The organism is Frankia sp. CoWAU3, assembly GCF_977971855.1.
Genome location: NZ_CDWWXB010000048.1, coordinates 5,187 through 12,625, shown reverse-complemented (window position 1 = coordinate 12,625; position 7,439 = coordinate 5,187). Strand labels below are relative to the sequence as shown.

The following is a 7,439-nucleotide window of genomic DNA, read 5'->3' as shown; positions in this document are numbered from 1 at the left end:
CCGCGTCGAGCGCCGAGGCGAACCCCCCCTGGGGGGTGCGCAGATCCGCGAGCAGAAAGGCTGCCGTCTCCCGGACCACCCGTTCGGCCAGTGCCGACCCGGTGGCCCGCCACAGGTGCAGGTAGACCCGCAGCAGCAGCGCGTTGTCGTAGAGCATCTTCTCGAAGCGCGGGACCGTCCACGTCGCATCGACGCTGTACCGGGCGAACCCCCCGGCAAGCTGGTCGTAGATGCCCCCACGCGCCATCCGTTCGCAGGTCACCGCGACCATCTCCAGGCTGCGCGCGTCCCCCGTGCGGGCGGAGTGCCGCAGCAGCATCTCGGCGACCATGGACGGCGGGAACTTCGGCGCACCGCCGAATCCACCGTGACGGGCGTCAAAGCGGGCCGACAGCCCCGCCACGGCGGTGTCGAGCAGAGCCGGGGTGATTTCGGCGGCGAGACCGGACGCCGGACCACGCGTCGCCGCCTCGGCGAGCCGGCGGGCGATGTCCGCCCCCGACTCCTCGATCTCGTCCCGCCGGGTCTGCCAGGCCTCGGTGACCGCCGTCAGGACCTGACGGAACGACCCCATGCCAGGCCGGGGACGCGGCGGGAAGTAGGTGCCGGCGAAGAACGGCTCGGCGGTAGGGGTGAGGAACACCGTCATCGGCCAGCCGCCGTGCCCGGTCAGGGCGACGGTGACGTCCATGTAGACGGAGTCGACGTCGGGCCGCTCCTCCCGATCCACCTTGATGTTGACGAAGTGGTCGTTCATGTACTCGGCGGTCACGACGTCCTCGAACGATTCGTGCGCCATGACATGGCACCAGTGGCAGGATGCGTAGCCCACCGAGAGCAGCACCGGCACCCCCCGCCGGGCCGCCTCGGCGAAGGCCGCCGGGCTCCAGGGCCACCAGTCGACCGGGTTGTCCGCGTGCTGTAGCAGGTACGGAGACGTCTGCTCCGCGAGCTTGTTAGGCACCCGAACTCCTCATGATCTGCGTGTCCGCCAGGCCCGCGGAACCCCGTAGGCCTCTGGATATGCAACCAAAGGCGCGCCCAGGTAGTCCGCCCTCATCTCCACGCCGCGCCGACGTGATCGGCGCGCTTCCTCGACCGGCCCGCCGCGCCGACGTACCCGGCGGATAGGCTCGTGGGACCGCACGATCCCCGCCGTCCGCTCGCCCGACCGCCGTCCGTCAGGCCGCCGTTCCCGCCGCGAGAGCGGTGAGAGGGTCGACGTACCAACGAGTTTGGATGGCACGAGCGATGAGTGAGACGGCCGAGCCCGGCGCCCGGACCGGCGCCGCGGACACCACGGTGGCACCGACCGGCGCATCCGGCGGGATCATCCCGGCAGCCGCGGGCTGCGCCCCCGCCGGGACCGGGAGCGTCGAGCCGAGCTTCCGGTACGACGCCCGGCTCGCCGCCGACATCGAGCGGCGCTGGCAGCGCCGGTGGGCCGACGAGGGCACGTTCAACTCGCCGAACCCGGTCGGGCCGCTCTCGGCGGGCTTCGAGAAGGTCGCCGGCCGGGAGCCGTTCTACATCATGGACATGTTCCCCTATCCGAGCGGCTCGGGGCTGCACGTCGGGCACCCGCTGGGGTACATCGGCACCGACGTGTTCGCCCGCTATCTGCGGATGTCCGGCCGGCACGTGCTGCATCCGTTCGGATACGACTCCTTCGGCCTGCCCGCCGAGCAGTACGCCATCAACACGGGCCAGCATCCCCGCGACACCACCAACGCCAACATCGCCAACATGCGCCGCCAACTCTCCCGGCTGGGGCTGGGCCACGACACCCGCCGCGAGATCGCGACGACCGACGTGGGCTACTACCGCTGGACGCAGTGGATCTTCCAACAGATCTTCAACAGCTGGTACGACCCGCAGGCCGGCCGGGCCCGGCCGATCGCCGAGCTGATCGAGGAGTTCGCCGCGGGCACCCGGGCGCCGGTAGCCGGCCCCGCCGGGGGGAACACGGCCGTGTCGGTTGACGCGGTCCGGGCGGCGAACCCGGCCGGGCTGGCGTGGACCGAACTCGACGAGGTGTCCCGCCGGAAGGTCGTCAACGCGCACCGCCTGGCCTACATCTCCGAACAGCTGGTCAACTGGTGCCCGGGGCTGGGCACCGTGCTGGCGAACGAGGAGGTCACCGCCAACGGCCGCAGCGACATCGGGAACTACCCAGTGTTTCGCCGGCCGCTGAAGCAGTGGATCCTGCGGATCACCGCCTACGCCGAGCGGCTGATCTCCGACCTCGACCTGGTCGACTGGCCGGACTCGATCAAGCAGATGCAGCGCAACTGGATCAGTCCCAGCGAGGGCGCCAGCGTCGAGTTCACCGTCGTCGCCCCCGGCGAGGGGGCAGGTCCATCCAGGGCGTCCGATCCGTCCGATCCGTCTGGCTCATCGACCGCCCGGCGCATCGAGGTCTATACCACCCGCCCGGACACCCTGGCGGGGGCCACCTTCCTGGTGCTCGCGCCCGAACATCCCCTGGTCGACGCGCTGATCGCCGACACCTGGCCGGCGGACACCCCGGTGAGCTGGCGCTTCCCGGCGGGACAGCCGGGCGGCGGCACGGAACCAGCGGGCACCGCCGGGCCGGCGGCAGGCACCGATCCGGCGTGGACCCCGCGAGCCGCCGTCGACGCCTACCGGGAGTTCGCGGCCCACCGCAGCGACCGGCAGCGTGGCGAGGAGGTCATCGACCGCACCGGCGTGTTCACCGGCTCGTACGTGCGCAACCCGGTCGGTGGCGGGGTCATCCCGGTCTTCCTGGCCGACTATGTACTGCTGGGCTACGGCACCGGGGCGATCATGGCGGTACCGGCGCACGACAGCCGGGACTTCTCCTTCGCCCGCGCGTTCGACCTGCCGATCCCCGCCGTGCTGGAGCCGGACGCGGACTGGTACGCCGCGCACGGGGTAGTGCCCGCGACTCCATCAGCGCAGTGGCCCGAGGCGTTCAGCGGTGCGGGCGAGTATCGGCCCGGTCCGGCCGGCGCCCCGGTGCTGGTCGGCCTGTCGAAAAGCGAGGCGATCAAGGCCACGGTTCACTGGCTGGAGGAGCTCGGCGCCGGCAGGTCGGCGCGGTCGTACCGGCTGCGGGACTGGCTGTTCTCCCGCCAGCGGTACTGGGGCGAGCCGTTCCCGGTCGTCTTCGACGTCGACGGGCTGCCTCACGCGGTTCCCGACGAGCTGCTGCCGATCGAGCTGCCGGAGATGACCGACTTCCGGCCCACGGCGATGGCCGAGGACGACGCGAGCGACCCGGTGCCCCCCCTGGCCCGGGTGGCCGACTGGGTGACGGTCACCCTGGATCTCGGCGACGGGCCGAAGCAGTACCGGCGCGAGACGAACACCATGCCGCAGTGGGCCGGTTCGTGTTGGTACTACCTGCGCTACCTGGACCCGACCAACACCGAGCGCTTCGTCGACCCGACCGTCGAGCGCTACTGGATGGCCAGGCCGGGCGCGGTTCCCGGCGACGGCGGCGTCGATCTGTACGTCGGCGGTGTCGAGCACGCCGTGCTGCACCTGCTCTACGCCCGGTTCTGGCACAAGGTGCTCTACGACCTGGGCCACGTCTCCACCAAGGAGCCGTTCAAGCGGCTGTTCAACCAGGGCTACATCCAGGCGGATGCCTTCACCGACGCCCGGGGCATGTACGTCCCGGCTGCCGAGGTGACGGCGACCCCCGACGGCCGGTTCCTCTTCCAGGGCGCCCCGGTCAACCGGCGCTCGGGCAAGATGGGCAAGAGCCTGAAGAACAGCGTCAGCCCGGACGAGATGTACGACAGGTTCGGCGCCGACACGCTGCGCGTCTACGAGATGGCGATGGGCCCGCTCGACGCCGACCGGCCATGGCACACCGACGACATCGTCGGTTCGCACCGGTTCCTCCAGCGGCTGTGGCGCACCGTCGTCGACGAAACCACCGGGGCGGCCGCCGTCGTTGACGAGCCGTTGGACGGCGAGGCTCTTCGCGTCCTGCACCGGACGATCCTCACGGTCACCGCCGAATACGCGGGGCTGCGGTTCAACACCGCGGTCGCCCGGCTCATCGAACTGACCAACTTCGTCAGCAAGAGCTACGGGAAATCCCCCACCCCCCGCGCGCTCGCCGAGCCGCTCACCCTGATGGCGGCCCCGCTGGCTCCGCACATCGCCGAGGAACTGTGGTCCCGCCTCGGTCACGAGGAGTCGGTCAGCACGGTCGCCTTCCCGATCAGGGATCCGGCGCTGGCCGCCGAGTCGGTCAGGACGATCCCGGTCCAGGTGAACGGGAAGGTCCGGTTCACCATCGAGGTTCCGGACGGTTCAGCGGAGCAGACGGTTCGCGATCTGCTCGCCGCGCATCCCGAGTTCGCCCGGCAGACCGATGGTCGGACGATCAAGAAGATCATCGTCGTGCCCGGCCGGATCGTGAATATCGCCATCTCCCCCGCCTAGCCGGGGTCTGCGGCAGCCGCCTACCGATCGCTCCCCGCGGAGCCCGCGGGGGGTCCAGGCTGGGTCGGCAGGTCCAGCTGCTCGCCGCCACCCGCCGTGCTACCGGCGCCGGCGGTGCCTGCGGTCTCCTCGACGACCTCCCCGTCGATAACCGGCCCGTCTCCGCCGTCCAGCCGGCGCATCGCGTTCGGATCAGGGTCGACGCCGGCGAACTCGCCGCTGGCGACGTTCGACCGCATCCGGCGCAGGCTCTTCGAGAGGAAGAAGAAGATCACGCTGGAGGCCGCGATCAGTGCCAGGACGACGAGGAGCCCGACGGCTCCGGCGTCGATCTTCCTCTCGACCAGCACGGAAGCGGCGAAGACCTCGTTCACGGGCACGTCCTCACACCTGGTGTCCTCTGGTGTCCGCCACACCTGCTGTCACCGCCCGCCACGGGGACACTCCACGACGGGCGCCGATTCCGACCCTACGCCCTGCCGTACGAGTCCTCCGCCTCCGCGGTCACGCACCGTTGACTAGATCACATACTGTTCAAAAAGTCACATGTCATCCGAACAGTCACATGCCACCTGAAAGGTCGGGTTACCGGAGAGTCACACGCCGTTGAACAGATCGTCTTCGGGCAGCATGCCGACCTCGATAAGAGAACGGGCCAGCTGGTAGTCCTCCGTCGGCCAGGCGTCTCGCTGCACCTCCAGGGGTATCCGGAACCACCATCCGGTGGGGTCGACCTGGGTGGCGTGGGCGATCAGTGCCCGGTCGCGGGTCTCGAACCAGTCCGCGCACTCCACCTGGGTGGTGAGCCGACCGGTGTCCTCGGCGCGGTCGACCCACTCGGCCAGCCGCTCGGCATAGGGGGACTCCAGACCGCGGGCCATCATCTCCTCGTGGAGAGCGAGGACGCGCTCCTTGTGGAAGGTGAGGTGGTAGTAAAGCTTGAGCGGCTGCCAGGGTTCGAGGCCGGCGTCGACGCCGGCCTCGGGATAACGGTCGGGATCACCGGCCGCCTCGAACGCCTCCACACTGACCCGATGGGTCATGATGTGGTCGGGATGCGGATACCCGCCCGACTCGTCGTAGGTCGTGATGACCTGTGGTCGGAACTGACGGATCAACCGGACCAGCGGACGGGCCGCCTCGCCGAGCGCGATGGTGGCGAACCGCCCGTCCGGAACAGGCGGCGGCGGATCGCCCTCAGGCAGTCCGGAGTCGACGAAGCCGAGCCACTCCTGGCGGACCCTGAGGATGAGCCGGGCAGCCTCCATCTCCTGCCTGCGGATCTCCGCCATCTGGGCGGCGACACCTGGCTGGTCCATCGCGGGGTTGAGGATGCTGCCCTCCTCCCCCCCGGTACACGTGACCACGAGGACGTCGGCGCCCTCGCTGGCGTAACGTGCCATGGTGGCGGCGCCTTTGCTGGACTCGTCATCGGGGTGGGCGTGGATGGCCATCAGGCGCAGGCCATGCCGATCGTGGACCGCAGGCATGCGGCCCATTGTTCCTGATCCCTCGACGTTGCTGATGCCTCAACGTTGTTCCGGGCTCACCGGTCTGGGTGATCCGACCTCGCCTGAGGAACCGCCGGGGCCCGCCCCGCGTTCGGTCTGGAAAAGTCACCCAACGCCGTGGCACAATGCACCGTCCGCGCATGCTTCGACGGCAGGCCTGCCGTCGACCGGCGCACCGACATCGTCGTCGGCCCGCTCCGGAGGGCCGATGGACGACGGCCGGTTCCGTCGTCCTCCCACCCCTGCGTGAAGCATTCGTGGTCGAGGTCGAAGGCGAGGGCTGTCGGATCACCCGTAAGGGCTGACCCGCCGGTCCGGAGCTTCCGGGCGGTCCAGACGCCGCCGGAGCCACCAAGCCCGACATCGGATTCCTTGATTCATTTTGGTATGATGGCCCTTTTGATGTTCACCGAGGAGCGTGACCCGCGTGACGCAGCAGACTTGGCTCACCCAGGAGGCATACGACCGGCTCCGCTCCGAGCTCGACTACCTGACCGGCCCGTGGCGTACGGAGATCGCGACCAAGATTGAGGCTGCCCGCGAGGAGGGCGACCTCAAGGAAAACGGCGGCTACCACGCGGCCAAGGAGGAGCAGGGCAAGCAGGAGGCCCGGATTCGCCAGCTCACGGACCTGCTGCGCGACGCCCAGGTCGGCGAGGCACCCGCGGCGACCGGCGAGGCCGGCCCCGGCACCGTCGTCGAGGTGCGCTTCCCCGGCGAACGAGAGACGGAGAAGTTCCTCATCGGCTCGCGCGAGGACCACAGCACGCCCATCGAGGTCTTCTCCCCGGCGTCCCCGCTAGGCGGCGCGGTGACCGGGCACAAGGCGGGCGAGACCGTCTCCTACACGCTGCCCAACGGCCGTTCGGCCAAGGTCGAGATCGTCTCGGTGTCGCCCTACTCGGGCTGACTACGCCAGCAGCGGACGACCGCAGGCCCGGCTGCACGGGTGGCGGCGTCGGCGTACCGTCGACGGGTGGAGGATCTGCCGGCACAGCCGAGTCATTCCATACCACCGACCGTGCCCCCGACCGTGGCATCTGCGGCCCACCCGCCGACGGCCGCCGCCCCGCAGTTCACCACCCTGGGTGGGCTGCGCCGCAGCGGGCACGCGCACCGCCCGGTGCGGACGGAGCTGCGCGACAACCTCGTCGCCCTGATGCAGGGCGACGGCCCCCGGTTCCCGGGCATCGTCGGTTTCGACGAGACCGTCCTTCCCCAGGTCGAGCGGGCCATCCTGGCCGGTCACGACATCGTCTTCCTCGGCGAGCGCGGGCAGGGCAAGACCCGGCTCATCCGCACTCTGGTGAGCCTGCTCGACGAGTGGTCGCCGGCCGTCGCCGGCTGTGAGATCAACGACCACCCCTACGCGCCGGTCTGTGGCCGATGCCGGGCGCTGGCGGCCGATCTCGGTGACGCGCTGCCGGTGGTCTGGCGGCACCGCGGCGAGCGGTTCAGCGAGAAGCTCGCGACCCCGGACACGAG

At 70.2% G+C, this 7,439-nt stretch carries 5 protein-coding genes and 1 pseudogene; 3 read left to right on the top strand and 3 right to left on the bottom strand.

Going from position 1 to position 7,439, the window contains the following annotated elements; genetic code table 11:
- Positions 1-964: thioredoxin domain-containing protein (locus tag AC08ON_RS07085; RefSeq protein ID WP_476616660.1), on the bottom strand; the 964-nt coding region annotated here is incomplete at its 3' end.
- 275 nt (positions 965-1,239) lie between these two features.
- On the opposite strand from AC08ON_RS07085, the gene AC08ON_RS07080 reads away from it, so the two are divergent.
- Positions 1,240-4,443: a leucine--tRNA ligase gene (locus tag AC08ON_RS07080; protein ID WP_476606869.1), complete on the top strand. Its 3,204-nt coding sequence runs from the start codon at positions 1,240-1,242 to the stop codon at positions 4,441-4,443.
- 20 nt (positions 4,444-4,463) lie between these two features.
- On the opposite strand, the gene AC08ON_RS07075 is transcribed toward AC08ON_RS07080, so the two are convergent.
- Complete coding sequence (locus tag AC08ON_RS07075; protein WP_476606870.1) at positions 4,464-4,817, bottom strand: hypothetical protein; 354 nt, start codon at positions 4,815-4,817, stop codon at positions 4,464-4,466.
- Positions 4,818-5,039: 222 nt separating this feature from the next.
- Entirely contained in the window at positions 5,040-5,942 is a 903-nt protein-coding gene (gene mca, locus AC08ON_RS07070) for a mycothiol conjugate amidase Mca (protein WP_476606871.1), read from the bottom strand.
- Between the two features lie 439 nt (positions 5,943-6,381).
- On the opposite strand from mca, the gene greA reads away from it, so the two are divergent.
- Positions 6,382-6,864, top strand: coding sequence for a transcription elongation factor GreA (gene greA, locus AC08ON_RS07065; protein ID WP_476606872.1), 483 nt, complete (start codon positions 6,382-6,384; stop codon positions 6,862-6,864).
- 123 nt (positions 6,865-6,987) lie between these two features.
- A pseudogene (locus AC08ON_RS07060) lies at positions 6,988-7,439 on the top strand (magnesium chelatase); the annotation flags it as partial.